Genomic DNA, 25,572 nt, shown 5'->3' on the forward strand with positions numbered 1-25,572 from the left:
AGGCTCTTAGAACGTGATCGTATAGGTCACGGAGGTTACGCGGCCACGACCGGACCAGTAGTTCTGATAACCGGCCAGCTGCGACCAGGTCAGGATGTACTGCTTGTCGAACAGGTTCTCCACACCCAGCGAGACCTTGCCGTTCTTGCCCAGGTCGTAGTTCACGCCCAGGTCCCACAGCGTGTAGCCGTGCGTCTGTTCGTCGTACGAGAACTTGGCACCGTCATACGGACGGGTGTCGGAACCGGAGATGTGGCGACCCATCAGCGTGGTGAAGCCCAGCGTGGCATCGGCGTTCGCCAGGAAGTTCCAGGTCACCGAACCGGCCAGCTTGTCCGGGTTGATGTCCAGCACGCCCATCGGCTTCTTCAGATCGCCCGCGCCGTAGCGGCCGGCCGGATCGGCGGACCAGAAGGACGTGTCGCCCTTGATGTGCGAGTAGATGCCGGTGATCTTCCAGGACGGCGTGATCTGCCAGTCGCCGGTCAGCTCGGTACCTTCGATGCGCACCGGGGCACGCGACACGATGAAGTCGTTGGTGTGCGGATCGATCGCGAGCGAAGCACCGAACGGCGACTTGGAGATGTAGTGCGTCGCGCCGAACGAGGCGAAATCACCGCGCCAGTTGAAGCCGAATTCGTCGTTCTTGAAGATGATCGGCTGCAGGTCCTTGATGCGATCGACCGACTGGCCCGGCACGTTGATGTTGCGCAGCGGGATACCGATGTTCGGCAGCGTGAAGCCTTCACTGTACGAGGCGAACGCCGACCACTCGTCGGTGATGCGCCAGATACCGCCGATGTTCTTCAGGTTTTCCTTGTACTTCAGGCTGCCACCCTGCACAAACACGCGGTTGCGGTAGTACGTGGTGGTGTAGCTGTCGACGGTGAGTTTGTCGTCTTCGTGGCGGATACCGCCGCTCAGCGTCACCGGGCCGATGTCGTAGGACAGCTGCAGGTACGGCGCGGTGCTGTCGTACTTCATCGGCGGCACCCACAGGCGATCGGTGAGGGCCAGGCGCTGGTCGGCCTGATCCTTCACGAAGTCAACGCCCACGTGCAGCTCAAGACCGGTGACGAACAGGTCCGGACGCGTCCACGAGGTGCGGATACCCTTCTTCTTGGCGCGGATTTCCGACTGGTCCCACAGCGTGCCGAGCGGCGCGATCAGCGGGTCCTGCTTGTCGTCAGCCAGCTCCGGCAGGTAACGCATGGCCTGGTCGGCCTTGTAGATGTTGATATCCAGCGCGCCACCGAGCAGATTCTTGTGCGAGTACTCGACGTTGTACTGCTCGAAGTCGTTGAACGCGTCCTTCGAACCGTAGACGTGACCCTTCTCCGAGGTGTTGGTGCGCGGCACGTCGCACGGCGGGTTGTCCGTCGGGCCACGGCAGCCGAGCACCTGGTAGTAGTCGCCCTTGCCGTCGATCTTGAAGTGGCTGTACGACGCCTGGATGCGCTGGTCGTTGTTCTCGCCGAAGTTGTAACCGGCCTTCAGGAAGATGTTGTCCGACAGCGAATCGGCCAGCGAGCCGGAGGTGTTCAGGCCGATGCGGCGACCGTTGCCGTCATAGGTGACGCCGCGGTCGATGTGCGAGCCGGACAGCAGCAAGTCGTAGCTGTCCTGGCGGCGGGCAAAGGTAACGCCCGTCTTCCAGCCACCGCTGTCGCGCGGACCCTGCGTCTGGTAGCGCATGGTCACGGTGGTTTCGTTGCCCATCTTGGTGGGCACCTTGGAGATGTAGTTGATGATGCCGCCGGCCGCGCCGATACCTTCGGAGGCGCTCGGGCCGTTGATCACTTCCACGCGACCAACGATACCCATGTCGGTGAACGTGCCGTTGCGCGTACCTTCGCGCAGCGGCGAACCCTGGGGCACGCCGTCGAACAAGCGCAGCGGAATACGGCCGCGCAGCGTTTCGCCGGTGTTGCTCATGGCCTGCGAGGATTCGGCGTAGCCGGGAACCGCGCGGGCGAGCACGGCGGTGGCGTCTTCGGTGACCAGCAGGGTGTGCTGGATTTCAGCCTTGCCCACCACGGTGATCGCGCCGGGGATTTCATCGACGGCCTTCGGCGTGCGCACGCCAGTCACGATGACCTGGTCGAGGTTGGTGGCCTTCTTTTCCTTCTTGGCCGCGTCGTCTTTCTTCGCGTCCGTGTTGGTGTCGCTGGCAGGCGCCGGGGCGGTGGCGTTCTGCGCGTGCGCGCTACTGCCGATGGCGGAGAGCAACAGGATGCTGCTGATCGCTGCGGTAAGTGGCTTGATCATCGAAGTGTCTCGTCAGTGTGCAGTTGGCTACGGGTGAGCCAGAAGCTCATCCGGTGCATCGCTGTGATGCGGTAGGGACGGTTTTGTGTTTCGTCGATACGTTGGTGACGCACTCCCCCTGCGTCCCGACGGCCCTGCTTCGTTATATGTGACGAGCCTATAACGCGATGCAGTCCGCATATAACCGGCGCGGACTATGTTCAGAGCTTAGTTTTTGTTGTTTACGAAAGAAGAAAATGTGTGCGGCGATGCAGCAAAATTCACGTGCGCCGCACGGGCGGTGCGCTTGGGCACGCGGATGGATGGTTACGTGCGTGCCGTCGCCTGCATCGCCTTCTTCGCTTCCTGCAGCAGCACGGTGACAAGACGCACGCGTACGCTGGAGCGCGACCACACGATGCCGATGCGTCGCGGTACCGCAGCATGCGGCAACGGGATGCGTACCAGTTGCAGACCTTCGGGCCAGGGCTGTGCCCAGTCGGGCACCAGCGACACGCCCAGTCCACGATCGACCATCACCGCGATCGCGTTCAGCGCGTTCAGCTCGAAGCGTTCGCGCGTCACGATGCCGTGCGTGCGCAGATAGTCGTCCGCCGCGCGGCCGCCCCATTGATTGCGGTCGTAGCGGATCAGCGGCTCGGAAGCGAGCAGTTCGTGCGGATCGCGACCGGCCATGCTGGCGGGTGCAAGCACGACCAGCGGTTCTTCGCGCAGCAACTGCCATTCGCAGGTCTTGGGCAGCGGGAAGGGCGCCTGCAGCACGACGGCCGCGTCGAGATCACCATCTTCGACCGCGCGGTACAGATCCACCGAGAAGCCCGGCTTGATGAACACGTTGATCTGCGGGAATGCCTCGACCATGCGCGCGAGGATGTCCGGCAGCATGCCGGCGAGCGCGGTTTGACACGCGCCCAGTCGCAATTCGCCGGAGACGCCGCTCTCGTTGGCGATGCTGCGCAGGTTGGCCACCTGGCGCAGCAGGTCGCGTGTGTTCTGCAAGATGCGCGAGCCTTCCTCGGTCACGCTCACCGTGCGCCCGACGCGGGCGATCAGGGTGGCGCCGATTTCGCGCTCCAGCGTGCGGATCTGCTGGGCGACCGCCGCCGGTGTGATGTTCAGCACCCGCGCCGCTGCGGCCATGGAGCCCTGGTCGACGGTGGTGATGAAGGTATGGAGAAACTGGGTTTCCACGGGTACGACACCTCTTCAGAGCCCCTCAGCTCTGGCGGGCAGGCTACAGGAGCCGCCCGCCGGTGTCGCCATGGACTTTCGGCCCATGGCGCGCGTTTATTCCACGTCGCGGTAGATCGTCAGGCCCTTCAGCGAGCGCGTCGGAGCCGGGAAAAACAGGCTTGCCACGTAGCCGATGACGATGCACAGCATGATCGAGATGGCGAGATAGAAGTACGGATGCACCAGCTTGAAGCTCCACGCCACCAGCGTCAGGGCGATGCTCGCGGCGATGCCGATGGCCACGCCCTGCGCATTCGCGCGGCGCGTGAACATGCCCAGCGTGTAGGCGCCGGCGAAACCACCGCCGAGCAGGCCGGCCAGCTCGATCGACACGTCAAACAGCGAGTGCACGTCGAAGCGCGACAGCAGCAGTGCCGAGCCGATGCCGATCAGGCCGACGATGACGGTCATGATTTCGGCGAAGAACACGCTCTTCTTCTGCGTGGTGCCTTCGGTGAGGCGATCGTAGAAGTCCACGGAAATCAGCGTCGCCACGCTGTTCATGATGCCCGACAGCGTAGCCATCGCCGCGGCAAAGATGCCGGCGATGATCAGGCCGGTCACGCCCATGGGGAGTTCGGCGGCGATGAACAGCGGGAACGTGGCATCGATGGGCAGCAGCGGATTCATGCGTTCCGGATGCGCCTTGTAGAACACGAACAGCGCCGTGCCGATCATGTAGAACACGAAGCCGCCGGGAATCATGATCGCGGCAAAGGCCCAGATCGAACGGCCGGCTTCCTTGTCGGACTTGGTCGACAGCGTGCGCTGCATCAGCACCTGGTCTTTGGGGAAGGTCAGCACGACGTCGAACAGCACCAGGAAGATGAAGCCCCAGACGGTGGCCTTGGTCATGTCGAAGCTGAAATCGAGCAGCTTCATCTTGTTCTCGGCCATGGCGGTATGCATGAACTCGCCGACGCCGCCGTGCAGGCTCCACACGATGAAACCGATGGCGAAGATCGCGCCGCCCATCTTCACGATGACCTGCACGAAGTCCGTCCAGATCACCGCCTTCATGCCGCCCATCGCGGTGTAGATGATGGTGAAACCGCCCATCAGGATCACGCTCCAGGTGACGCTGATGCCCGTGATGGTGGCAATCGCCAGCGCCGGCAGGAACAGGATCACGCTCATGCGGCTGCCGATCTGGGTGACGATGCACAGCGCGCTGGCCAGCATGCGGATGGCCGGGTGGAAGCGCGTTTCCAGGTACGAGAACACCGACATCAGGTCCAGGCGACGCAGCAGCGGCACGATCCACACCGCGACAAACATCAGGCCGAAGACGGCGATGAGGTTGTTGGTGAGGTACTGCCAGTTGCTTTCGAAGGCCTTGGCCGGGATGGCGATGAAGCTGATCGAGCTGGTGTTGGCGGCATAGAGACTCACGCCTGCGGCCCAGAACGGAATGCTGCGACCGCCGACGAAGAAGCTCGACGTCGAATTGCGCTTCTCGCGCAGATAGAAATAGAGGCCGATGCCGATCATCGCGGCGAGATAGACCACGATGACGATCCAGTCGAGCCAGCGCAACAGCAGCTTGCTGGACTGGATCTGCGCGGACGTCATGGCAAACGACGTGCCGTCGCTGGCTGGCGACGCCCAGAGCATGCCGTCCTGCCAGCCGGTGGCGGCAACGACATGGTTGGCGCTGGCGCCGGGGAGCGGGGCCCAGGAGCCGGTGATGGTCTGGAACGTCGCGGGGCCGGCCGTGTCGCCTTTGCCGAGCAGATAAAGGATGTGCGCCTGGCCAACGGCGCGCGCGGTCGACGGCAGCACGTCGCCGGGCACGTCGCTGCGCTTCTTCCAGCCGCCGTCGGCGGACCAGCGCCACAGCGCTTCAGTGCCGTGATCGCTGGGCGTCGTGACAAAGATGCCGCCGGTCTGCACGGCCAGGGAGGTGGCTTCCCCGGAGGCGGGCCAGGCACCGCGGTCCACCCATGTGGGCTTCTCGTCGCCGGGCGAGATCTGGAAAACGTGGTGACCATCGGCAGCGGAGCCGGCAACGACGACCGACGTATCGTTGGCGGTGGCCTGGGCGTGGCTCAGCGATTGCGGCAGCGGCGGCAGACCCTCCAGCGCGATGGCTTTGGCGTCGGTGCGCAGTCGTGCGACGCCCTGTACTTCTTTGGCGTCACCGAGCAAGGCATAGGCGCGCGGGCCCGCACTGAATGCGGCCGCGATGCGGGCGTCTTGCGGGAGATCCAGCGACTTCCACTGGTTGCCGTCGAGCTGGCGGGCGCCGACGTCGGTCAGGGCCAGCGGCTTGCCGTCCGCGACCAGCAAGGCATCCAGGCGCGTCGCCTGGAGCGCGGGCAGGGTGGAGGCGCGCATCGGCGTGAGCGTGTCCGCCGAAGCGGGCCAGGCAACCAGCAGCGCCAGGGCGCCTACCGCCATCCAGGCCAGCTGATGCGCAAATCGGCGACCCGCGCCCCGCATGACCCTTACATCCCCCTGCATACCCATCATCACTCCACTGTGGCGAGGATCGCCTGCGCTCGCTTCAGAAACGGCAGATCGATCATTTTGCCATCGACGACAAACGCGCCGCGGCCAGCATTTTCGGCACGACGCGCCGCGGCGACGATGCGGCGCGCGTGCTCGATTTCGGACTCGGTCGGCGCGAAGGCTTCATTCGCCAGCGCCACCTGGCGCGGATGAATGCAGCTCTTGCCGACAAAGCCCAGGCGACGCGACATCTGCGCCTCGGCGCGGAAACCGTCGACGTCCTCGAGGTTGGCGAAGGCACCGTCCACGGCAAAGACCCCCGCCTGCGCCGCTGCCATCTTCACCGCGAACATCGCTGCGTGCACGTTGCTTACGTCATGGCGTTCGATGCCATGCGGTTCGAACAGGTCGGCCAGGCCCAGCTGCAGGCCGGCAACGCGCGGGTGCGCGGCAGCGATCGACGAGGCATAGGCGAGCGAGCGCGGCGTTTCGATATTCACCAGCAGGCGGATCGGTTCGCTGACGCCATTGGCGGCTTCAGCGCGCTCCAGCGCGTCGATCGCATCGAGCAGGGCGGCGACGGATTCGATCTTCGGCAGGTTGAGCAGCGCGAGGCCGGGACGGGCCACGGCATGCAGGTCCGCCTCGAAATGCGTGGTGTCCGGGGCGTTGACGCGCACGATGATGAGCTTCGCGGCATCACGCACGGCCGCCGACGCAACGAACTCGCCCACGCTTTCGCGCGCTTGTTGCTTGAGTTCGGGCAGCACCGAATCCTCGAGATCCAGCGACAGCGCGTCGGCGTGACCGGCCAGCGCCTTGTTGAACAGCTCGGGCCTTGCACCGGGAACGAAAAGCTTGCTGCGCATGTGGTTGCCCGCGGTCCTGCCCCTATGGAAGTCGGGCGAGTGTGCGTGATGGGTGCGGGTGGATCGAGCGATACCGGCATGTTCAATCGATAGTTTTTGTATCGACTGTGCGCGCGAACCATGTTGCGCTGCGGCGACGTCAGCGGGGAAATGCGCCATGGAACGGAGCACGCCAGTGTTGCGGGTGCAGCGGCGGCCACGTCTCAGCGCGAGCGCAGACTCGATTTGCGCACCACCAGTTTCACCGGAAGCATGCCGCTTTCCGCCGGTTCGCCCTGGATGAGGCGCAGCAGGTTTTCGACCAGCGCTTCGCCGGCTTCGCGCGTGTCCTGGCGAACGGTAGTCAGCGGTGGATTGACGAAACTGGCCGTCGGAATGTCATCGAAGCCTGCGACGGCAACATCGCCGGGAATGGACAGGCCGCGATCGGCCAGCGCGCGGATGGCACCGATGGCAATCAGGTCGCTCGCGGCGAAGATCGCGTCGAAGGGTGCCTTGCGATCGAGCAGGGTTTCCATCGCGGTGTAGCCGGATTGCTCGGTGCTTTCGGCGTTCACCTGCAACTGCGGCTCGACCGGAAGCGCGGCGTGCTCCAGCACATCGGCATAGCCGCGATAGCGCTCGAAGAATTCCGGATAGTGGCTGGACGCATCACCCAGAAAGGCGATGCGTCGGCGGCCCTGTTCGAGCAAGTGACGCGTGACGTCCTGGCCACCGCGGAAATTGTCGCAACCGATCGAGACGTCGGGCTGGTCCGGCAGCACCGCACCCCAGCGCACGAAGCGCGTGCCCTGGTCGACCAGCATCTGCAGCTTGTCGCGATAGGCGAGGTAATCCCCATAGCCGAGCAGGATGATGCCGTCGGCCTTGCGGGTATCGGCATAGTCGGCGTGCCAGTCATTCGACAGCTGCTGGAAGGACACCAGCAGGTCGTAGCCCCGCTGCGCGCAGGCGCGGGTGATCGAGCCGAGCATCGACAGGAAGAACGGGTTGATATGGGAGTCGTCGGCGGTGGGATCTTCGAACAGCAGCAGGGCCAGGGTGCCGGAATGGCGGGTGCGCAGGTTCGAGGCGTTCTTGTCGACTTTGTACTTCAGCTCATCGGCCGCCTGCTGGATGCGGCGCCGGGTTTCCTCGCTGACCAGCGGACTGCCGCGCAGCGCCCGTGAAACGGTGGACTGCGAGACGCCGGCCCGATGGGCAATGTCGAAGGACGTGGCTTTGCCTTTCATGGGCACCGTAACTGGGCGTGGCTGGGGCCGTCACGATTTCTACACGCCCCGATCGGCCCATCCTAGCGGGTTTGCGGGCGCATGGTCCGGACTAAGACCAATCTCTTGGGAAATATCTGGCCGCAGGGGCTCTGGGCGGATACCAGTGCCCGATCGCTTCCCGAAACACGGGCAAAAAAATGCCCCGAGGGCTAGGGGGGAGCCCTCGGGGCGGGTGGCTGCGGTACCCAGGGGAGAGGACCGCTTGCCGGGTGGCTCATCCAGGGAGGTGGTGAGCCGGCGGACACCGTTGCGTGCGTCCGCGTATATAGAACGTCCAACCGTGGAAAAGTTGCACAAAGTTTCCGAGAAAAATTTATTGGCGATTCATTTGCCGTTTCGTTGCGAATGAAACCATCAGTGCGCTTCATCCCAGTTGGCGCCAACACCGGCCTCCACCAGCAGCGGCACGCGCAATGCCGCAGCGCCGCTCATGCGTTCGACCACCGCCTTGCGCACTTCGTCGATCGATTCGCGCTTCACTTCGAAGACCAGTTCATCGTGCACCTGCATGAGCATGTTGGCGTCATCGCGGCCCTTGAGCCAATGCGCCACGGCGATCATCGCGCGCTTGATGATGTCCGCCGCGCTGCCCTGCATCGGTGCATTGACGGCGGCGCGTTCGGCGCCCGCGCGCAGCGCCTGATTGCGTGCCTTGAGATTCTCAAGGTACAGGCGACGACCGAAGATCGTTTCCACGTAGCCGTCGCGATGCGCTTGTTCACGGGTCGATTCCATGAAGTCGCGCACGCCGGGGTACCGCGCGAAATAGCGCGCCATGTAATCGCTGGCTTCGCCACGATCGACGCCGAGCTGGCGCGCAAGGCCAAAGGCGCTCATGCCGTACATCAGGCCGAAGTTGATCGCCTTGGCGGCGCGACGCTGATTCGCGCTGACTTCCTCCGGTTGCAGGCCGAACACTTCGGCGGCGGTGGCGCGATGCACGTCGCCACCTTCGTGGAAGGCGCGCAGCAGGCCTTCATCACCGGACAGGTGCGCCATGATGCGCAGCTCGATCTGCGAATAGTCGGCGGCCAGCACGAGCCAACCCTCCGGCGCGACGAACGCCTGGCGGATGCGGCGACCTTCCTCGGTGCGCACCGGAATGTTCTGAAGGTTCGGATCGGATGACGACACGCGTCCCGTCGCCACGGCGCCCTGGTGGTAGCTGGTATGCACGCGGCCAGTACGAAGGTTGACGATCTCGGCGAGCTTTTCGGTATACGTCGAGCGAAGCTTGGCCAGGCCTCGGTAGTCGAGGATCAGGCGGGGCAGCGCGTGATCGTCGGCGATGGCTTCGAGGGCTTCTTCGTTGGTCGAAGGCGCACCGGTGGGCGTTTTCACCTTGATCGGCAGGCCGAGTTCGTCGAACAGCACCGCAATCAGCTGCTTGGGCGAATCGAGGTTGAACTCGTGCCCTGCGGCACCCCACGCCTGCTGCTGCAATTCAAGCATCCGCTTGCCGAGCTGCTGGCTTTGCAGGCGCAGATGGTTCACGTCGATCAACACGCCGCGCTGCTCCATGCCGGCGAGCACGGGCACAAGCGGAATCTCGATGTCTTCGTAGACGCTGCGCAGCTTTGGCTCGCTTTGCAGCAACGGCCACAGTGCGTGGTGAAGGCGCAGCGTGACATCGGCGTCTTCTGCCGCGTAACGACAGGCGGTGTCGATATCTACCTGCGAGAAGGAAATCTGCTTGGCGCCCTTGCCCGCAACCTCTTCGTATTTCACGGTCTCGTAGCCGAGGTATTTCCGCGCCAGGGAATCCATGTCGTGGCGCGTGGCGGTGGCGTTCCAAATGTAGGATTCAAGCATCGAATCATGCTTGAGACCCTGAAGCGCGATGCCGTAGTGCGAAAGGATGTTGATGTCGTACTTGGCGTGCTGGCCGAGCTTCGGACGCGCGGGGTCTTCGAAGATCGGCTTGAGGGCGCCCAGCACCATGTCACGCGACAGCTGCGCGGGCGCACCGGGGTAGTCGTGTGTCAGCGGGATGTAGCAGGCGACGCCCGGTTCCACCGAAAGGCTCAGACCGACGATATCGGCCCGCATCGAGTCAATGCTGGTGGTCTCGGTGTCGAAGGCAATCAGTTCGGCGGTGCGCAGGCGTTCCAGCCAGGCGTCAAACTGCGCCTGGGTCGTGACCAGCTCATAGGTGCCCGGGCCGCTGAGGTCCGGTGTCACCAGTTCGCGTGCGAGGCTCTCCGGGCTGATCGCCGGTGCGGCGACCGGCGAGGGTGCGGCAGCCGGTTCGCCGGCATCCAGTTCCTTGAGGGCGGCCTTGAATTCGTAGCGCGCATACATCTCGCGCAGGGCATCGATATCACGCGGGCGCATGGTCAGGTCGGTCACGCCCTGCTCAAGCGGCACGTCCAGCTTGATCGTCACCAGCTGGCGCGACAGCGGCAGTTGCGGCAGCGCCTCGCGCAGGTTCTCGCCGATCTTTCCGCCGACTTTGTCGGCGTTCGCCATGAGGTTGTCGAGCGTGTCGTACTCGGCCAGCCACTTGGCGGCGGTCTTGGGGCCGCACTTGGCGACGCCCGGCACGTTGTCGACGGTGTCGCCCGTGAGCGTCAGGAAATCGATGATCTGATCCGGGCGTACGCCGAACTTCTCGAACACGCCCTGCGTGTCCATCGTGGTGTTGGTCATCGTGTTGACCAGGGTGACGCCGTCGCGCACCAGCTGGGCCATGTCCTTGTCGCCGGTGGACACGACCACCTCGATGCCCTGCTTGTGCGCCTGGTCCGCCAGCGTGCCGATCACATCATCCGCTTCGACGCCGGTCACGCGCAGGATCGGAAAGCCGAGTGCACCCACCAGACCGAGCATCGGCTCCACCTGGGCGCGCAGGTCGTCCGGCATGGGCGGACGATTGGCCTTGTACTGGTCGTACATCTCGTCGCGGAAGGTCGGGCCGGGCGCGTCGCTGACGAACGCGACGTACTCGGGCTGCGCCTTGATGGTGGCGCGGAGCATGTTGTAGACGCCGAACAGCGCGCCGGTCGGCTCCCCATGGGCATTGCTCAGCGGAGGCAGTGCATGGAAAGCGCGATAGAGATAGGAGGAACCGTCAATCAGGATGAGCTTGGGCATGGGGGTCCACGAAGCAGGGGAGGGCGCGTCGTTGCGGGCCAGTCGGCCAGCGGGAAAGGTGCAGTGTATGCCGAGACGGGTGCCGTGATGTCGCGCTTCACGGAAGGCTCCGTTCACGCTGCTAAGATCGGGGTCCCTCAGGAGGTATGCATCATGATGAAGCCCATTGCGTGTCTGGTCGTCATTGGAGCCCTGGCGGCATCGCCGGTGTTCGCGCAGTCCTCCCCGCAATCCTTTCCGCCGGCCCCGCCGCCGCCGGGCATGAACGATGCTGGCGTCAAGCCGAAGCCCGCCACCAAGACGCCGGCCAAGCCGATCAACGACAAGGTGCCCCAGTTGCCCGCGACGCAGGGTTCGGCGACGACCCAGACCGCCAAGCCGGCCGCGACGGACGCCAATGGCGATGCCGCACCGGAAGTCACCGTACGCACCGAGGGCGAGGAGACCATCCAGGAATACCGCCGCAGCGGCATGCTCTACATGGTGGTGGTCACGCCCAAGAGTGGCATCCCGCAGACCTACATGGTCGACGCCCAGGGCAAGTGGCAGAAGAGCGGCCCGCGGGATCCGGTGAAGCCGGTCATGTACAAGGTGCTGGAGTGGGGCAAGAGCCCGCCGGCGACCGAGGGCAACGGCAAGTAAGTCGCCCTCGTGAACCTGCGCGAAAGCTGGTTGCTGTTCGCGCTGGGCTCGGCGTTTTTCGCCGCGCTCACGGCCTTGTTTGGCAAGGTCGGCGTGGCGGGACTCAACTCGAATCTCGCCACCTTTATCCGCACCATCGTCATCCTGCTCGTCACCGCGGGCATCCTGAGCCTGCGTCAGGAATGGGCGCGGCCGACTGATCTGCCCATGCGCAGCTGGGTGTTCCTGGTGCTTTCCGGTGTCGCGACCGGCCTGTCCTGGCTTTGCTACTACCGCGCGCTGCAATTGGGGCCGGTCAGCAAGGTGGCGCCGATCGACAAGCTGAGCGTTGCGCTGGTGATTGTGTTCGGCCTGGTGTTCCTGGGTGAGCAGGCCAGCTGGCAGGTGCTGGTGGGTGGCGGGCTGATTCTGGCTGGCGCCATCGTGATTGCCTGGGCCTGATCAGCGCGGGTCATCCAGCGCCAGATAGTGGCGGAAGATGCCGCTCTCATTGAAGGGAACCCGTTGCTCCGAGGCCAGGTAGGCCGCGATGCGAGGGCGTTCCGCAACGCGCTGTTGGACGGCGCGCAGGCGCGGGTACTTGCTGCGACGCATGGCGTTGGGGAAGGCGTAATCCAGGCCGCTCATCAGCTGAAACAGCGACAGATCCACATACGTGTGGCGGCCCAGGATGTGCGCGCCGCGCTGCTTGCCGAGCAGATCCTCGAAGTAGCCCAGATACTTGGGTATCCGGTTCTCCCGAAAATCCTGCGATCGCTTGCGCGCCGCCGCGCGCTGGTCTTCGTAGTAAAGGCTTGCCGCGATCGGGTGGTGGGTGTCGTGGATTTCCACGACGAAGTCGCTGATGGTCAGCTGCAATTGGTGAGCCTGCCATTGCGCCGTTTCGCTGGCGCCGACCAGGCCGTGGCGCGGGGCGAGGTACATCAGGATTTCGGCCGTTTGCGCGATCAACAGGCGACCGGCTTTGAGGAAAGGTGGGGCGAACGGTCGCAAGCCGGGCTGCTTGCCGCGCAGGAAAGGCATCATGACGTCGTCGCCTTTTTCGCGCGCGACATCGATGTAGTCAGCCCCCGCATCTTCCAGGGCCAGCCGTATGTACTCGCCGCGTCCCTGGATCCCCGTCCAGTAGTAGAGCTCGTAGCGCATGGTCGATCTCCGCAAGGAGGATCGACGGTACGAAGAGGCGGATGAATTCCCCGTCGGCGTCAGCGCGTGTGCGAACGGGCGGCATCCGCAATGAGATCCCACACGCGTTGTGCGACGGGTGACAGCGATCGATGGCGGCGCTTCACCAGGGTCACTGCGCGATGGACGACGGGCGTCAGGGGGCGGACGGCGAGCGCGTCCGGCGCGGGCAGGGAAAGTGCGGGCGTGACGGTGATGCCAAGGCCGGCTTCGACCATGCGGAAGGCGGTCAGCGTATGGCCGGTTTGCTGCACAACCTTGGCATCGACTCCATGAGCGACAAGCTGCTCGTCGATCAGGCGGCGGCTGCCCGAAGCATGGTCCAGCAGCACGAGCGCTTCGTTGCGCAGCGACTTCCAGGTCACGCTTTTGCGTGAAGCGAGCGGATGATCCGTGCGGCAAACCAATACAAACGGATCGTGCAGGATGGTGGTGCAGTCGAATGTCTCGCGGTCGGCCGGTTCAATGGCGACACCGAAATCCACTTCGCCATTGCTCACGCTGATGAGTGCGTCCGTCTGAACCAGATCGTGCAGCTGGACGGTGAGCTCGGGATAGGTTGCCGCGCAACGCGCAATCGCCTCGGGCATCAGTCCCGCCGACAAGGTGGGCACGGCGGCGACGCGGACCTTGCCATGCCGCCGCTGACCTTCCGAATGCACCTGTCCAAGCACGCCTTCGAGCTCATCCAGCACGCGTTCGACGGCGCCCTGGAGATAGCGACCCGCATCGGTGAGCACCACCTCGCGCGTATTGCGGTCGAACAGGCGCACCTCCAGCTCGGACTCCAGCTCGGCGATGTGCCGGCTGACGGCCGGCTGGCTCAGGTGCAGGTGTTCGGCGGCGCGTCGGAAATGCTGCAGACGGGCCACGGCGAGAAAGGCGCGGAGCTGGCGCAAACTCACATTCATGCGCCAAGTGTATCAATGAATCCGATAAAACGATTTGATTTATGAATGCGGGGACGTTGGAATGGGCACCTTTCCGATATGTCGCCCGGCCATGCTTCGCCGCTTTCTTCCCGACCGCTTCACCTGTGCCCTGATCGTCACCGTGCTGCTGGCGAGCTTCCTGCCATGTCGCGGCAGTGCCGCCTCCGTGTTCAACGTGCTGACGGACATCGCCATCGCGCTGCTGTTCTTCCTGCACGGCGCCAAGCTCTCGCGCGAAGCGGTGGTCGCCGGCATCACGCACTGGCGTCTGCATCTGGTGGTGTTGGCGAGCACCTTCGTGCTGTTTCCCCTGCTTGGCTTCGCCTTGCGCCCCGTGCTGCAACCTTTGATTACGCCGGATCTCTATCTCGGCGTACTGTTTCTCTGCGCCTTGCCGTCGACGGTGCAGTCTTCGATCGCGTTTACGTCGATGGCCCGCGGCAATATTCCGGCCGCGATCTGCGCGGCATCCGCGTCGAGTCTGCTGGGCATCTTCATCACGCCCCTGCTGACCGGCCTGATGCTGGAATCGCACGGGCAGGCGGGTATGTCCTGGGGCGCCGTGGGGTCCATCGTGATGCAGCTTCTGGTGCCCTTCGTGGCCGGCCAGATCGCACAGCGCTGGATCGGTGGCTGGGTCACCCGCCATCGCGCCATGCTGACTTTCGTGGACCAGGGCTCGATCCTGCTGGTGGTCTATACGGCTTTCAGTGCGGCGGTGCTGCAGGGTTTGTGGAAGGAGATTCCCGTGCCCGTGCTCGGTGGCTTGTTCATCGTCGATGCGATCCTGCTGGCGCTTGCACTGCTGATCACGCGCTACGGATCGCGCGCCTTGGGTTTCAAGCGCGAAGACGAGATCACCATTGTGTTCTGCGGCTCCAAAAAGAGCCTTGCCAGTGGTGTGCCGATGGCCAAAGTGCTTTTCGCCGGCCACCCGCTTGGCACGATCGTCTTGCCGATCATGCTTTTCCATCAGATCCAGCTGATGACGTGCGCGGTCCTTGCTCGCAAGTATGCTGCGCGGCCGGTGGCTTGGCGCAATGAATGACGTTGCGGGCCGCTTGCAGAGATGTCGGCCGCTGCGCGACCTGTGAACGGTAAACGGTAAGAGCAGAGCGGCGTTCCGCTCTTCCCGCTCTTACCGTTAACTGTTCACCGTTGACTGTTCACCGTTCACTTTCACAGGCGGCACCGCCGCCGCTAATCAATGACGGAAGTGACGCATCCCCGTAAACACCATCGCCATGTCGTGCTCGTCCGCCGCGGCAATCACTTCCGCGTCGCGCATCGAGCCGCCGGGCTGAATGACGGCACGAATGCCTGCGGCGGCGGCGGCGTCGATGCCGTCGCGGAACGGGAAGAAGGCATCGGAGGCCATCACGGAGCCACGCACTTCCAGGCCCTCGTCAGCGGCCTTGATGCCGGCGATGCGGGCGCTGTAGACGCGGCTCATCTGGCCGGCGCCGATGCCGATGGTCTGGCGGTCGCGGGCGTAGACAATGGCGTTGCTCTTGACGTACTTGGCGACCTTCCAGGCGAAGATGAGGTCGTTGATTTCGGCTTCGGTCGGCGCGCGACGCGTAACGATTTTCAGGTCGTCGGCGGTGACCATGCCGCGGTCGGCGGTCTGGATCAGCAGGCCCGAGCCTACGCGGCGGCAATCGTTGCCCGGATGCGCGGTCGACAGATCGCCATGTTCCGGTGCCGGAATCACCAGCACGCGTACGTTGGCCTTCTTGCCGAATGCCTTCAGGGCGTCTTCGTCGTAGCCCGGTGCCAGCACCACTTCGACGAACTGGCGTTCGACGATGGCACGCGCCGTGGCGCCGTCGACGGCGCGGTTGAAGGCGATGATGCCGCCGAAAGCCGAGGTCGGGTCGGTCTGGTAGGCCAGGTCATAGGCCTTGCCGATGCCTTCCAGGCTCACTGCCACGCCGCACGGGTTGGCGTGCTTGACGATGACGCAGGCCGGCTTGCTGAAGCTGCGCACGCATTCCCACGCGGCATCGGAGTCGGCGATGTTGTTGAACGACAGTTCCTTGCCCTGCAGCTGGCGGAACGTGGCCAGCGTGCCCGGCGCGGGATGCAAATCGCGGTAGAACGCCGCCTGCTGGTGCGGGTTTTCGCCGTAGCGCAGGTCCATCACCTTCACGAAGCGACCGTTGGCCTGGTCCGGGAACGCGGCATGGCCTGCGATGGCTTCGTGGGATTCGTCCAGCGTCAGCGCCGAGAGGTAATCGCTGATCGCGCCGTCGTAGTTCGACACGCGATTGAAGGCGGCCACGGCAAGCTTGAAGCGCGTGCCGCGATTGAGCCCGCCGATCGATTCGATTTCGGACAGCGCCGCGTCGTACTGGTCGGGCGAGGTAAGCACGCCGACGTCGTTCCAGTTCTTCGCCGCCGAGCGCAGCATGGCCGGACCGCCGATATCGATGTTCTCGATCGCGTCCTCCAGCGTGCAGCCGGGCTTGGCGACGGTGGCTTCAAAGGGATACAGGTTCAGCACCAGCAGGTCGATCGGCTGGATGCCCAGTTCGCCCATCACGGCATCATCGGTGCCGCGACGGCCCAGCAGGCCACCATGCACCTTCGGGTGCAGTGTCTTGACGCGCCCATCCATGATCTCCGGGAAGCCCGTGAGGTCGCTGACGTCCTTTACCGGAATGCCCGCATCGCGAATGGCCTTGGCGCTGCCGCCCGTGGAGAGCAGCTCCACGCCCTTGGCGGAAAGGCGACGCGCGAGGTCGATGAGGCCGGTCTTGTCGGAGACGCTGAGCAAGGCGCGGCGGATCGGAGTGGACATGGCTTTGATCCTACTGGGGGACTATCGATTATAGCGGGTGGCCGGCGCTGCGCGCCTGTGAAGCCGGGCGCTATGCGCCCTGTAAAGCCGCCGCTGCGCGGCTGTAAACGGGAAAAGCAGGCCGCGGGAACCTCATCGCTCTTCCCTGTTCACCGTTCACAGGCCGCAAAGCGGCCGGCCTCACAGGCGGCGCAGCCGCCGAATTCATCGCTTCAGCGCAAGATGAAGCAGAGGGAAGGGACGGCCACTGCTGTCCAGGGCCGAACGCCCCACCTGGCGGAACCCATAGTGCTCGTAGAAGCCAGCTGCCTGCGGGTTTTGCTCGTTGACGTCGACCTCCCAGGCCGCTCCGGGCGCCGTGGCGATGACGTGGTCGAGCAACTGGCGGCCGATGCCCTGGCCATGATGGCCGGGGTCGACAAAAAGCGCTTCGATGCGATGGCCGTGCGTGCCGATAAACCCCAGGGCGCCGTCACGATCGTTGATCATTTGGACGTCCAGAAGGCTAAAGGCCTGCGGGAGCATGGCGCGGAAGAAGACGATGTCTTCCTCGGCAAGGAAATGATGCGTGGCACGCACGGCGCTCTCCCATACCCGGAACAGTTCGGGGTGGTCGCTGAGGAGGGCGGTGCGAATGGAGTGCTTGGAGTGTTTCATGACGGGCGCCAGGATGGAGCGCCCGCTTCGATCAAAGCAAGCCGTGGGCGGCGAGCTTCTTGCGCAGCGTAGCGCGATTGATTCCGAGAACAGCGGCGGCACGGCTTTGGTTGCCGTCGTGCCAGGCGAGGACTTCGCGCAGCAGCGGGCCTTCGACTTCGCGAATGACGAGCGCATGCAGACCCTCGTCACATTCCGTATCGCCAATGTCGGCGAGGTAACGGCGGACGGTGCGGCTGACGCATTCGCTCAACGCGCTCTGCGACGAGGTCTCATTGGCGGCCTCGGTGGCAGGCAGTCTTACGGCGTTCACGGACATTTCCCCTCACGTTCTACGAAGCGACTGCATGGGCCGCTTCATTGCTTATGGCTGATACCGCGGGCGGCGGCTCGCATGGAACGCCGGGTGCAGCAGACGAAGGGACGAGTGTACCCTCGTGACCCGAGAATTTTAAGAGGCGAGTTTCCTAGGCGCTTCGCCTACTCGAAGCTGAACTCGAAGGCAACCGCCTTGTTGCCGGGGTCGTCCACTTCCAGCACCAGTGCAGCCGTGCTGCCAGCGGCAAGGCCATGTTGCACCGATGCGCCATCGCCCAGGTACTCGAGCGGACGCAGGCGGCGCATGGCAAGGCGCTTGCCGTTGACGTCGGAGAGCGTGACGGCGACCACCGGCCATGGCTGGTCGAAGTCGGCATCGTTGCTCACGGTAGCGGTAATCAACAGCGCGCCCGGCACGGAAGGATGCGCCTGCACATCGCGCGCCAACAGGCGCAACTTTTCGGTATCGCGCACCAGGGGCAACTGGCATCCCAACGAGCTGCATGCCTGTTTCAACCATGGTCCGGTCGTTGCATCGGCGACGAGTGCCTCGCGCTTGGCCCATGCCAGCTGGATCCCGAGCAGGATGAGCAGCACGAGGCATGCCAGCACCCAGGGCCAGCGCCGGTCGCGTCGGGTGCGCTGGACGAACTTGGGTGCGAAGACCAGTTGCGTGAAGTCCTCACCCGTTTCGGGTTCGTGGGTGCTGGTCGATTCTGCGATGGCCGGTGGTTCCGGCCGCGGACGGTAGACGGCGGACTCAAGCTGCGGAATGCCGCCCGAAAGCGCGCGCACCGGCAACTCCTGGAACGGCTCCGGCGGCAGATGGCTGCTGAGCGTTGTCAGTGCATCGAACTCAATCCCGCAATGCCCGCACGTCGCCAACCCTCGCGCTTGCGCGATGGTTTCGGCGTCCATGGAGAACACCGTCAGGCAGTCAGGGCATTGCGCGTACATGGGGGAAGACTAGTTGAGTCGCCGCTTGGGGTGAAGCGGCGAGCTTTGGTTGTTGTGAGATCGCCCGCAAAGCGGGCTGTAAACGGTGAACAGTGAACAGTAAAAGCCGGGCTGCGCACTTCGCTCTTACTGTTTACCGTTCACAGCGAGCACAGCGAGCGATCCACCCGGCGGCGCCAGCCGCCGGCTTCACTTCCGGACGCCGCTGATCCGGACCCAGTCTTCGAGTATGTCCACCCGCAAGTCCTCGAACCATTCGGCATAGCGCGCCAGCAGTTCATCCTGCTGGCCGTTGAGGATGCCGGAGATGGCGAAGGGCGCGCCGGGTCGTGCGGAAGCGGCGAACGTCGGCGCCAGTTCGCCGAGCGGGCCGGCGAGGATGTTGGCGATGAAAACGTCGGCCGGTTCCGGCTCGATGTCTTCGGGCAAGAACAGCGCCAGGCGTTCGGCGACGCCATTGCGTTCGGCGTTGTCGGCCGATGCGGTGAGGGCTTGCGGATCGTTGTCCACGCCTACTGCCGACGATGCGCCGAGCTTGAGCGCGGCGATGGCGAGGATGCCTGAGCCGCAGCCGTAGTCGACCAGCGTCTTGCCCTTGAGGTCCAGGCCGTCGAGCCATTGCAGGCAGAGGTCGGTGGTCGGATGCGTGCCACTACCGAAAGCCAGGCCCGGATCCAGGCGCACCACGACGTTTTCGTCGTCCGCCGGCGGTTCGATGTTCCACGGGTAGATCCACAGGCGCCTGCCAAACTGCATCGGCTTGAACTGATCCATCCAGGCGCGTTCCCAGTCTTCATCTGCCACGTCGCGGAACGCCAGCTGGTCCGGTTCGAGCCAGGGCAGCAGTTCGCCGAGCGCTTCGGTGAGGCCGCGCCGGTCGGTGCCGTCCTCGAACAGTGCGTTGAGCGTGATGGTCGGCCACAGGGGCAGTTCGCCCACGCCGGGTTCGAAGATGGCCTGTTCGTCCGGGGTTTCGGCGTCCGCATCCTGCAGCGTGATGCTCAGTGCGCCGAGGTCGTCGAGTGCTTCTTCCACGCGGGGCTGTTGTTCCGCGCGGACGGTCAGGGAGAGTTCGAGCCAGGGCATGAGCGAGGGGAGGGATCAGCGGATGGAGGCGTATTGTGGCGCATCTGGCTGCCCGAGGCTCGCAACGGGGTTCAGCGGCTCAGTCTTCGCCCACCACGAAGCCACCACGCCGGCGGTACAGGGACAGCGCGCGGGCGATCTGCGCCTGCGAAGCCTGCGGGTCTTGACGCCGCTCCACGGCGAGCACTTCGGCGAAGTCGTGTGCTTCGAGGAAATGGCGCAGGCCGTGTCGTGCGGCGAAGGCGGGCATGGGTTCGCCGGCGTGGTCGTCGAAGGCTTCGTCCTCGTCGCCCGCATGCGAGAGGAACAGGCGGCAACTGGCCTGCGTGATGTCGCCACGCAGATACACCCATGCGTAGCGGTCCCAGCCGTCACCGTCGGCGGCGGCCTCGTCGAAAGCGTGGATGGCTTGTTGCAAGGTGAGCAGTTCGGACATGCGCTTGAGTTTACGGCGAGGCGGGCGAGGGCGATGCGTTTCGTGGGTCGATCAAACACGAAGGGCGCAACGATGTGCGCCCTTCGCGTGGTAACGGCACGGTGGCGAAGGATCAGCCGCCGGTGGCCGCCTTTTCCTTTTGCTCGGCCATGCGCTTTTCCAGGTAGTGGATGTTCTGTCCACCGTGCTGGAAGCCGACGTCGGCCATGATGCGCTGCTGCAACGGGATGTTGCACTTCACGCCTTCGATCACTGTTTCGGCCAGGGCCAGGCGCATGCGCGCGATGGCGGTTTCGCGATCCGGGCCGTGCACGATCAGCTTGCCGATCATCGAATCGTAGTTCGGCGGAATGCGATAGCCGTCGTACAGATGCGTGTCCACGCGCACGCCGGGGCCGCCCGGCGCTTCGAAGCGCTTCACGGTGCCGGGGCTCGGCAGGAAGTTGTCCGGGTCTTCCGCGTTGATGCGGCACTCGATGGCGTGGCCGCGCAGGACGATGTCTTCCTGCCTGATCGACAGCTTTTCGCCACCGGCGATGAGCAGCTGTTCGCGCACCAGGTCGATGCCCGTGATCAGTTCGGTCACCGGATGCTCCACCTGGATGCGGGTGTTCATCTCGATGAAGTAGAAGCGACCGTCTTCGAACAGGAATTCAAAAGTGCCGGCGCCGCGATAACCGATGCGCAGGCAGGCTTCCACGCACACCTTGCCGATCTGCGCGCGCAGTTCGGGGGTGATGCCCGGAGCCGGTGCTTCTTCAACCACTTTCTGATGACGTCGCTGCATGGAGCAGTCGCGCTCACCGAGGTGGATGGCATTGCCCTGGCCGTCGGCGAGCACCTGGATCTCCACGTGACGCGGATTTTCCAGGAACTTCTCCATGTACACCTGATCGTTGCCGAAAGCTGCCTTGGCTTCCTGCTTGGTCATGGTGATGGCGTTGGCCAGATGGGCTTCGGTGCGCACGACGCGCATGCCGCGACCGCCGCCACCGCCCGCCGCCTTGATGATCACCGGGTAGCCGATGTCACGGGCGATGCGGATGTTCTCTTCCGGGTTGTCGCCCAGCGGGCCACCCGAGCCAGGCACGCACGGCACGCCGGCGGCCTTCATGGCGCGAATCGCTTCGACCTTGTCGCCCATCAGGCGGATCACGTCCGCGGTCGGGCCGATGAAGATGAAGCCGCTCTGCTCAACCTGCTCGGCGAAATCGGCGCGCTCAGACAGGAAGCCGTACCCCGGGTGGATGGCCTGGGCGTCGGTGATTTCCGCCGCGGCGATGATGCGGGGGATGTTGAGGTAGCTGTCTGCCGAAGGCGCCGGGCCGATGCAGATCGACTCGTCGGCGAGGCCGACGTGCTTGAGGTTGCGGTCGGCGGTGGAGTGCACCGCCACCGTTTTAATGCCGAGGCTATGGCATGCGCGCAGGACGCGCAGCGCGATCTCGCCGCGGTTGGCAATAACGACTTTTTCGAGCATGGGCATGATGGGTCAGCCCGCTCAGGCGATCACGAACATCGGCTGGTCGAATTCCACCGGCTGGCCGTTGTCGATCAGGATGGCGGCGACCGTGCCGGCGACGTCGGCTTCGATCTGATTGAACATCTTCATCGCTTCGATGATGCCCAGCGTCTCGCCGGCCTTGACCTGCTGGCCGACCTTCACGAACGCGGCAGCACCCGGGCTGGCCGAGGCGTAGAAGGTGCCGACCATCGGCGCCTTGACCACGTGGCCGGCCGGCAGCGCGTTGGCGGCCGGAGCTTCTGCCAACGGCGCGGCGGCGACCGGGGCGGCTACCACCGGAGCGGCGGCAACGACCGGCGCGGGAGCGACCGTCACGCTACCTTTGGGTACGCGCGAGAGGCGAACCACTTCTTCGCCTTCCTTGATTTCCAGCTCGGCGAGGTTGGACTCCTCAAGCAGGTCAATCAGTTTCTTGATCTTGCGCAGGTCCATCGGTCAAACCTTTAAGTTGGTGCCGCACGGCGGCGGGAATGGAATGTCGGTCGAACCGGCTCAGGCGGCCGGTGCGGGCGCGGCGCGGTCGAGACGGCTGATGCCGGCCTCCAGCGCCAGGTAATAACTGTCGGGCCCGAAACCGCAGATGACCCCCACGGCCAGGTCGGCCAGGTAGGAGTGATGGCGGAACGGCTCGCGGGCGTGCACGTTGGACAGGTGCAGCTCGATGAAAGGGATGTTCACCGCCGCCAGGGCGTCGCGCAGGGCGATGCTGGTGTGGGTGAAGGCGCCGGGGTTGATCAGGATGAGCGCCGTCTGTTCGTCGCGCGCCTGGTGCACGCGGCCAATCAGTTCGTGCTCGGCGTTGGACTGAAACCAGGACAGCGCATGGCCGGCTTCGGTGGCGCGGTTCGACAGCGTGGCGTTGATGTCGGCCAGCGTCGTGCGACCGTACACCTCCGGCTCGCGGCTACCCAGCAGATTCAGATTGGGTCCGTGGAGGACCAGGATCTTTGCCACTCGCACACCTTGGCTGCAGCCGGGTACCCGGCAACGGGCGGCAGTGTGCTCGCAGTCGGGGATGTTGTCCAGTTCGGCGCAGTTCGGCGATGTTTGAAGGAGAAGCGGGCGTTAAACCGTGCGGCAGCGTATGTGGCGCAAACCGCTTCAGGGCGCCGATGAGGCGGCGAGCCATTTGTTAAGCGTTGCCTCGTCGAGTACGCCGCGTCGGGTGGCCAGAATGCGGCCGTTCGCATCCAGCAGCACGCTGTAAGGCAGCACTTCGCCGACGTTGCCCAGTCGAAGCGAGGTGCTGGGGCTGGCCAGCTCACCGAGCAGGATGGGATAGGGCACCGGGTGGGCGGCGAGAAAGGCCTGCACGTTGGCCGGGTCGTCCATGGCAATGCCAACGACGTTCACGGCCTGATCGCCGAACTTGGCCTGCGCGCGGGCCAGTGCCGGCATTTCATCGAGGCAGGGTCCGCACCAGCTCGCCCAGAAATTGAGCAGCACGCGTTGCCCGTGGAATGCCGACAGACGATGCTCGGTGCCGTCGACGCCGCGCAGGGCAAGATCCGGTCGGACATCGCCGACGTTCGCTACCTGTACACCATCGGGCAGGTGGGCCTTGCGGCTTTCATGCTGGAGCCACGCGCCACCGGCGGCGACCACGACCGCCAGGGCAACGATGGCCCAGTGGCTCTTCATGGCGCCTGGGCCGAGGCGGCGGATTTGCCGGCGCCCTCCAGTGCCTCGCGGACCATCGCCGAGGTCAGCACCGTCGGCAGCTGTCGCCCCTCGCTGCCATCCGCCGGGAACACCACGTAAAGCGGTACGCCGGGGGTGTGATACTGCTGCAGGAACGCCGTGATGGCCGGATCTTCATTGGTCCAGTCACCCTTCATGTAGACGGCGCCGGTGCGGTCGAGCAGGGCACGGAAGTCGGCGGTGTTGAGCACGGCGTGTTCGTTGGCCTTGCAGGTGATGCACCAGTCGGCCGTCATGTCGACGAAGACGGGCGTGCCGGCCTTGCGCAGTTCGGCAAGCTTCTCCGGCGTGAATGGCACATAGCCATCCGCCGCATCGCTGGCGCTGACGATGGCCGGCAGGCGCGCCAGGTAATACAGCGGCGCCAGTGTGAGCAGGGCGAGTACCAGCACCAGCGCACGCTTGCCGCCACTGCGGTAACGGCTGCGCTCGAACCACCACAACGTCATCGACAGCAGGACGGCGGCCACCAGCAGCAGTCCGACCGCGTCGGCACCGCGCTGGTTGGCGAGCACCCAGGCCAACCATGCGGCGGCCAGGTACATCGGGAAGGCCAGCACCTGCTTGAGCGTTTCCATCCATGCACCCGGCCGCGGCAGCAGGCGGGCGACCGCAGGGACGAAGCCCACGGCCAGGAACGGAAGGGCCAGGCCCAGCCCCAGCGCGAAGAACACCAGCAAGGCATGCAATGCCGGCGCCGCGAACGCGTACGCCAGGGCGCTGCCCATGAAGGGCGCTGTGCAGGGGCTGGCGACCACCACGGCGAGAACGCCGGTGAAGAAGTCGCCCGCCAGGCCCGAACGGTTGGCAAGCGAGCTGCCGGTATTGGCGAGCGAGGCGCCGAACTGCACCACGCCGGACATCGACAGGCCCACCGAGAGCATGACCAGCGCCAGCACCGCAACGACGGCAGGGTTCTGCAGCTGTGCGCCCCATGCGGATTTGAAGGTCACCACGAGCAGGCCCAGCGCCACGAAGCTGATCAACACGCCCGCGCTGTAAGCCAGCGCATGACGTCGGCGGCGCGCGGGGCTTTCGCCACTTTCGATCAGGCCCACGGCCTTGATCGACAGGACCGGCAACACGCACGGCATGAGATTGAGTACCAGCCCGCCGGCGAGTGCGAGGAGCAAGGCCGAGACCAGGCTCATGCCCAGGCTTGCCGGCGGAGTTTCCACCGGACGGGCTTGCGGCGCGGGGCCGGCGACCGCCGTGCCCGTCGACGTCGCGCCGCCCCGCAGATCGATGCTCAGCGCACGGGTCATCAGCGGATAGCACAGGCCGCCGTCCTGGCAGCCCTGGAAGCTGGCTTCCAGCTCAAGCTGACTGCGACCATCGAGCGAACCCTGCACGGCGACGGGGACGTCGACTTCGTCGAAGAACACCGTCACCTTGCCGAACTGCGGGTCTTCCTTGGTCTCGCCCGCCGGCCACGCCGGCTTGCCGAGCGTGAGGCCATCGGCGTTCTTGAGCGTAAGGGCAGTCTGGTCGCGGTAGAGGTAGTAGCCCTTGGGCATGGTCCAGCGCAGCAGCAGCTGACCCGGCGACGAGGCAAGCGCCTCCAGGCGGAAGGCTTGTTCCGGCGGCAGCGGCGCGCCATCACCGGCGCTTCCCTTGCTGCCGGAAAGCCCGCCGAGCGCGGCGCCGAGCGAGGTGGGCCTGGCGTCGCCGGCACTTGCCGTGGCGAGGTCGAGATCCAGTTGCTCGGTATGCGGCGGATAGCAGATCTTCGGTTCGACTTCGTGGCAGCCCTGGTAGCGCACGGCCACGCGCAGGCGGTCGGTGCCGGGCGCCAGGGTGTAGGGGATGCTCGCGTCGACGCCGTGGTGGTACGTCTCCACGTCGCCGAGGTATTCGTCGTGATGTTTCTCGCCATCCGGCAGTTGGGCCTCGCCCAGGGAGACGCCTTCGCCGGGTTTGAAATTCATCCTTCCCCGGTAGAGGTAGTAGTCCGGCGCAATCTCCCAGTGCAGCTTCAGGACGCCTGGCGTGGAGGTGTCTGCGCTGAGCTTGTAGGCCTCCGTCACCGGCAACAGGCCGTCGTCCTGCGCCATGGCGGGCGAAACGCCCGCCAGCGCGGCAAAGGTCACGACGATCGATGCGGCCCAGCGGCCAAGGGAAAAGCGACGCATGAAATCTCCA

General features: G+C 64.9%; 22 protein-coding genes. 3 read left to right on the plus strand and 19 right to left on the minus strand.

Going from position 1 to position 25,572, the window contains the following annotated elements:
* Positions 1-6 precede the first annotated feature (6 nt).
* From EYV96_RS12595 to polA, 6 genes are all read right to left on the minus strand, one after another.
* The gene (locus tag EYV96_RS12595) at positions 7-2,268 is read right to left on the minus strand and encodes a TonB-dependent receptor (RefSeq protein ID WP_131151897.1); all 2,262 of its coding nucleotides are present in this window, start codon (positions 2,266-2,268) and stop codon (positions 7-9) included.
* Positions 2,269-2,574: 306 nt separating this feature from the next.
* Positions 2,575-3,459, minus strand: a complete 885-nt coding sequence (locus tag EYV96_RS12600; protein ID WP_131151898.1) for a LysR family transcriptional regulator — start codon at positions 3,457-3,459, stop codon at positions 2,575-2,577.
* A 96-nt stretch (positions 3,460-3,555) separates the two neighbouring features.
* Complete coding sequence (locus EYV96_RS12605; protein WP_131151899.1) at positions 3,556-5,943, minus strand: sodium:solute symporter; 2,388 nt, start codon at positions 5,941-5,943, stop codon at positions 3,556-3,558.
* Between the two features lie 29 nt (positions 5,944-5,972).
* Positions 5,973-6,821: an HpcH/HpaI aldolase/citrate lyase family protein gene (locus EYV96_RS12610; protein ID WP_131151900.1), complete on the minus strand. Its 849-nt coding sequence runs from the start codon at positions 6,819-6,821 to the stop codon at positions 5,973-5,975.
* Between the two features lie 203 nt (positions 6,822-7,024).
* Entirely contained in the window at positions 7,025-8,053 is a 1,029-nt protein-coding gene (locus EYV96_RS12615; protein ID WP_131151901.1) for a LacI family DNA-binding transcriptional regulator, read from the minus strand.
* Between the two features lie 396 nt (positions 8,054-8,449).
* On the minus strand, positions 8,450-11,188 hold the full coding sequence (gene polA, locus EYV96_RS12620) for a DNA polymerase I (protein ID WP_131151902.1): 2,739 nt from the start codon (positions 11,186-11,188) through the stop codon (positions 8,450-8,452).
* A 153-nt stretch (positions 11,189-11,341) separates the two neighbouring features.
* Here polA and EYV96_RS12625 point away from each other — a divergent pair, with 153 nt between their 5' ends.
* Together EYV96_RS12625 and EYV96_RS12630 are read left to right on the plus strand one after the other, a co-directional pair.
* Entirely contained in the window at positions 11,342-11,830 is a 489-nt protein-coding gene (locus EYV96_RS12625; protein WP_240732512.1) for a DUF2782 domain-containing protein, read from the plus strand.
* Between the two features lie 9 nt (positions 11,831-11,839).
* Entirely contained in the window at positions 11,840-12,271 is a 432-nt protein-coding gene (locus tag EYV96_RS12630) for an EamA family transporter (protein ID WP_131151903.1), read from the plus strand.
* On the opposite strand, the gene EYV96_RS12635 is transcribed toward EYV96_RS12630, so the two are convergent.
* Positions 12,272-12,976 carry a glutathione S-transferase gene (locus tag EYV96_RS12635; RefSeq protein ID WP_131151904.1) on the minus strand — a complete coding sequence of 235 codons (705 nt, stop codon included), beginning with the start codon at positions 12,974-12,976 and terminating at the stop codon, positions 12,272-12,274.
* 59 nt (positions 12,977-13,035) lie between these two features.
* Entirely contained in the window at positions 13,036-13,926 is an 891-nt protein-coding gene (locus EYV96_RS12640) for a LysR family transcriptional regulator (RefSeq protein WP_131151905.1), read from the minus strand.
* Between the two features lie 91 nt (positions 13,927-14,017).
* On the opposite strand from EYV96_RS12640, the gene EYV96_RS12645 reads away from it, so the two are divergent.
* The gene (locus EYV96_RS12645; protein ID WP_131152452.1) at positions 14,018-14,995 is read left to right on the plus strand and encodes a bile acid:sodium symporter family protein; all 978 of its coding nucleotides are present in this window, start codon (positions 14,018-14,020) and stop codon (positions 14,993-14,995) included.
* A 156-nt stretch (positions 14,996-15,151) separates the two neighbouring features.
* On the opposite strand, the gene purH is transcribed toward EYV96_RS12645, so the two are convergent.
* The 11 genes from purH to EYV96_RS12700 all read right to left on the minus strand — a co-directional run bounded on the left by purH (position 15,152) and on the right by EYV96_RS12700 (position 25,562).
* Entirely contained in the window at positions 15,152-16,750 is a 1,599-nt protein-coding gene (purH, locus tag EYV96_RS12650; protein ID WP_131151906.1) for a bifunctional phosphoribosylaminoimidazolecarboxamide formyltransferase/IMP cyclohydrolase, read from the minus strand.
* Between the two features lie 204 nt (positions 16,751-16,954).
* Complete coding sequence (locus tag EYV96_RS12655; RefSeq protein WP_131151907.1) at positions 16,955-17,407, minus strand: GNAT family N-acetyltransferase; 453 nt, start codon at positions 17,405-17,407, stop codon at positions 16,955-16,957.
* A gap of 31 nt (positions 17,408-17,438) precedes the next feature.
* On the minus strand, positions 17,439-17,726 hold the full coding sequence (locus EYV96_RS12660; RefSeq protein WP_131151908.1) for a helix-turn-helix domain-containing protein: 288 nt from the start codon (positions 17,724-17,726) through the stop codon (positions 17,439-17,441).
* 161 nt (positions 17,727-17,887) lie between these two features.
* On the minus strand, positions 17,888-18,682 hold the full coding sequence (locus EYV96_RS12665; protein WP_131151909.1) for a zinc-ribbon and DUF3426 domain-containing protein: 795 nt from the start codon (positions 18,680-18,682) through the stop codon (positions 17,888-17,890).
* A gap of 189 nt (positions 18,683-18,871) precedes the next feature.
* Entirely contained in the window at positions 18,872-19,768 is an 897-nt protein-coding gene (prmA, locus tag EYV96_RS12670; protein WP_131151910.1) for a 50S ribosomal protein L11 methyltransferase, read from the minus strand.
* A gap of 79 nt (positions 19,769-19,847) precedes the next feature.
* Positions 19,848-20,204 carry a hypothetical protein gene (locus tag EYV96_RS12675; protein ID WP_131151911.1) on the minus strand — a complete coding sequence of 119 codons (357 nt, stop codon included), beginning with the start codon at positions 20,202-20,204 and terminating at the stop codon, positions 19,848-19,850.
* Between the two features lie 112 nt (positions 20,205-20,316).
* The gene (gene accC, locus EYV96_RS12680; RefSeq protein ID WP_131152453.1) at positions 20,317-21,684 is read right to left on the minus strand and encodes an acetyl-CoA carboxylase biotin carboxylase subunit; all 1,368 of its coding nucleotides are present in this window, start codon (positions 21,682-21,684) and stop codon (positions 20,317-20,319) included.
* A gap of 21 nt (positions 21,685-21,705) precedes the next feature.
* Positions 21,706-22,161 (minus strand): acetyl-CoA carboxylase biotin carboxyl carrier protein, encoded by a 456-nt coding sequence (gene accB, locus EYV96_RS12685; RefSeq protein ID WP_131151912.1) that lies wholly within the window; start codon positions 22,159-22,161, stop codon positions 21,706-21,708.
* Positions 22,162-22,221: 60 nt separating this feature from the next.
* Positions 22,222-22,683, minus strand: coding sequence for a type II 3-dehydroquinate dehydratase (gene aroQ / locus EYV96_RS12690; RefSeq protein ID WP_131151913.1), 462 nt, complete (start codon positions 22,681-22,683; stop codon positions 22,222-22,224).
* Between the two features lie 147 nt (positions 22,684-22,830).
* A complete protein-coding gene (locus EYV96_RS12695; RefSeq protein WP_131151914.1) occupies positions 22,831-23,370 on the minus strand; it encodes a TlpA family protein disulfide reductase in 540 nt (179 codons plus the stop codon).
* Positions 23,367-25,562, minus strand: a complete 2,196-nt coding sequence (locus tag EYV96_RS12700; RefSeq protein WP_131151915.1) for a protein-disulfide reductase DsbD family protein — start codon at positions 25,560-25,562, stop codon at positions 23,367-23,369. The genes EYV96_RS12695 and EYV96_RS12700 overlap by 4 nt, the downstream gene beginning before the upstream one ends.
* Positions 25,563-25,572 lie beyond the last annotated feature (10 nt).

This window comes from Dyella terrae, assembly GCF_004322705.1.
GTDB classification, from domain to species: domain Bacteria; phylum Pseudomonadota; class Gammaproteobacteria; order Xanthomonadales; family Rhodanobacteraceae; genus Dyella_D; species Dyella_D terrae.